1 pseudogene is annotated in these 331 nt (G+C 67.1%); it reads left to right on the plus strand.

The features are described from left to right. Positions 1-331, plus strand: a pseudogene (locus LF262_RS16845) (hypothetical protein); the annotation flags it as partial.

The raw sequence follows: 331 nt of genomic DNA on the forward strand, positions 1-331 counted from the left end.
CGCGTTCGCCCACGAGGCTGACAGCACCACGTACCAGGCGAACCTCGCCGCGATCAACGGCAGCAACGCCTCGGGAACGGCCATGATCACCGTCCACGGTGACCAGGCGACCGTCACCGAGAAAGTCTCCGGACTCGCTGCGACGTTCAACGGCAACCCGTACCCGCACGTCCAGCACATCCACATCGGGGCGAAGGGCACCTGCCCTGACATGTCCGCGGACACGAACAAGGACGGGGTGATCAGCACCACCGAGGGCGCACCGTTCTACGGCGGCATCGGTGCGACGTTGTCCACCAGCGGTGACACCAGCCCCGCGGCCGGGACCGAT

The sequence above is a fragment of the Sinomonas notoginsengisoli genome (assembly GCF_021554725.1).
GTDB lineage: Bacteria > Actinomycetota > Actinomycetes > Actinomycetales > Micrococcaceae > Sinomonas > Sinomonas notoginsengisoli.